Genomic DNA, 2,166 nt, shown 5'->3' with positions numbered 1-2,166 from the left:
CTCCCACCCCGCCCCCTCGAACTCCTCTACGACCGCGAGGAGGAGGCCCTGCTGATCGGCGAGGGCCGCATCTCCCCGGTCCCCGCCGATGCCTGGGACTTCCACGTCGGCGGGGTCAGGGTCCTGGAGGCATGGTTCACCCACCGCACGGAACCGGCACAGCCGGGCACCCTGGAAGCCGTACGCCCGACGTCATGGCCCCAGCCATGGACTTCGGAGCTGCTGGAACTCGTCACGGTACTGGCACTGCTGGCGGGACTGGGGCCGAGGCGGGCTGAGTTGAAGACCGAGACACCGATCACGGCGACCGAGCTCCGCAAGGCGGGCGTCTTGCCGGTGGCGGACGCGGCACGCAAGCCGGCATCGGTACTGGACCACCACGAGGAGGGCCCAGAAGGCCAGTTCCCCCTCATCTGAGGGGTGCGCCCCATCCACCTAGGGGCGCGGGGCTGTGTTGAATGTGCGACTCCGCCGCGTGGGCGCGACCAGCCACAACGAACCCGCGCCCGGCACCAACCTCACCCCCGCGGCGCAAACCCGTCCAAAACCCTCCCCAGCAACCGCTCGAACCCCGCCTCCGCATCATCCGCCGGCGCAACCCCCTCCGCGAACAGCGCCGCCAGATGCGGATAGTCACCCGCCATGACCTGCCCCATCATGTACGCCCCCCGCACCGCCTCCTCCCGCTCCGCGGACCACGGCACGGACCGCGCCCTCTCGGCGAGAGCCAACTCGTTGGCCACGTAGACCATGACCGACCCGTTGATCATCCCGAACAGCTCCATCTTCGTGCCCGGCGGGACATCAAGACCTTCCAGGCACGCCAGGCAGTGGTCGAGACAGCGCAACGCGTTGGGACCGATGGCGTAGACGGTCGACATCACCCGCACCACCCAGGGATGGCGACGCATGATGCCGCGGGCCTGCCGTGCGAGGTCCATCATGTCGGCGCGCCAGTCGCCGCTGGGCCCGCGGGACAGGTCGTACTCCCCGCTGACCAGGTCGACCATCAGCTCGTACAGGTCCTCCTTGCGCGGCACGTAGTTGTAGAGCGACATGGTGCCGCAGCCGATCTCGGCGGCCACGCGGCGCATCGAGACCGCGTCGAGGCCGTCCGCGTCGGCGATACGGACGGCGGCCGCCGCGATGTCGGCACGGCTGTACGCGGGTTTCGGGCCGCGGCCCGCACGCTCGGGGCGTGCCCAGATCACCTCGGGTTCGGCCGGTCGGCCCGCCATCGATCATCACCTCGCCCACCATCCTAGTTACGTACAGCGTACGTAGTGAGGTATGGTCGCCCCATGACAACTACGTACGCCGTACTTAGTGAGGGTCTGGAGAAGAGTTTCCGCGACGTCCACGCGCTGCGCGGACTGGAGCTCGCGGTCGTTCAGGGCACGGTCTGCGGACTGCTCGGGCCGAACGGAGCGGGGAAGACGACCGCCGTACGGGTCCTGACCACCCTGCTGGCCCCGGACGCCGGGACGGCCCGGGTGGCCGGGCACGACGTCGTGCGCGAGGCCGCGGCCGTGCGCCGCCGGATCGCGGTCACCGGGCAGTACGCCTCGGTCGACGGCGATCTCACCGGCGCCGAGAACCTGCGCCTGTTCGCCCGTCTGCTGCGCGCGCCGCGCTCGCGGGCCGACGAGCTGCTGGAGCGCTTCGGGCTGACCGAGGCCGCGGACCGCCCCGCGCGCACCTACTCCGGCGGCATGCGGCGCCGGCTCGACCTGGCGGCCAGTCTCGTCACCCGGCCCGCCGTGCTGTTCCTGGACGAGCCGACGACCGGACTCGACCCGCGCAGCCGGAACGACATCTGGGACGCGGTCAGGGAACTGGCGCGCGACGGGACCACCGTGCTGCTGACCACGCAGTACCTGGAGGAAGCCGACCAACTGGCCGACGACATCGTGCTGATCGACGAGGGCCGGGCCGCGCACCAGGGCACACCGGAGGGACTCAAGGCACGGATCGGCAGCTACGCCGAAGTGGTTCTCGCCCCGGAGGGCGGTGAGCCCGCGCTGCACGCGGCCGCCGTGGTCCTCGACCAGCTGACCGGCACCGAGCCGGTGCTGGACCGTGAGCGGCGCACCGCCGGGGCCGTCGTCCTGGACCCGGCCCTCACCCTCCCCCGCATCGTCCGCGAACTCGACGCGGGCCGGGTGC

3 protein-coding genes are annotated in these 2,166 nt (G+C 71.3%); 2 read left to right on the top strand and 1 reads right to left on the bottom strand.

Features of this window, described 5'->3' with window-relative positions:
• Window positions 1-417, top strand: a 417-nt coding sequence (locus FNH08_RS49180) for a type ISP restriction/modification enzyme (RefSeq protein ID WP_322726647.1), incomplete at its 5' end; no start/stop codon positions are given.
• A gap of 101 nt (window positions 418-518) precedes the next feature.
• On the opposite strand, the gene FNH08_RS49175 is transcribed toward FNH08_RS49180, so the two are convergent.
• A complete protein-coding gene (locus tag FNH08_RS49175; protein ID WP_152778448.1) occupies window positions 519-1,238 on the bottom strand; it encodes a TetR/AcrR family transcriptional regulator in 720 nt (239 codons plus the stop codon).
• Window positions 1,239-1,301: 63 nt separating this feature from the next.
• Between FNH08_RS49175 and FNH08_RS49170 the strand changes: the two genes are divergently transcribed.
• On the top strand, window positions 1,302-2,166 hold an 865-nt coding region (locus tag FNH08_RS49170), incomplete at its 3' end, for an ATP-binding cassette domain-containing protein (protein ID WP_152778446.1).

This window comes from Streptomyces spongiae (assembly GCF_009377185.1).
Classification (GTDB): Bacteria; Actinomycetota; Actinomycetes; order Streptomycetales; family Streptomycetaceae; genus Streptomyces; species Streptomyces spongiae.
The sequence above is the reverse complement of the archived record's forward strand: the minus strand, read 5'-3'. Positions and strand labels throughout refer to the sequence as shown.

Coding starts and splice junctions, on each gene's coding strand:
- FNH08_RS49175 (WP_152778448.1), bottom strand. CDS start 1,238: ATGGCGGGCCGACCGGCCGAACCCGAGGTGATCTGGGCACGCCCCGAG.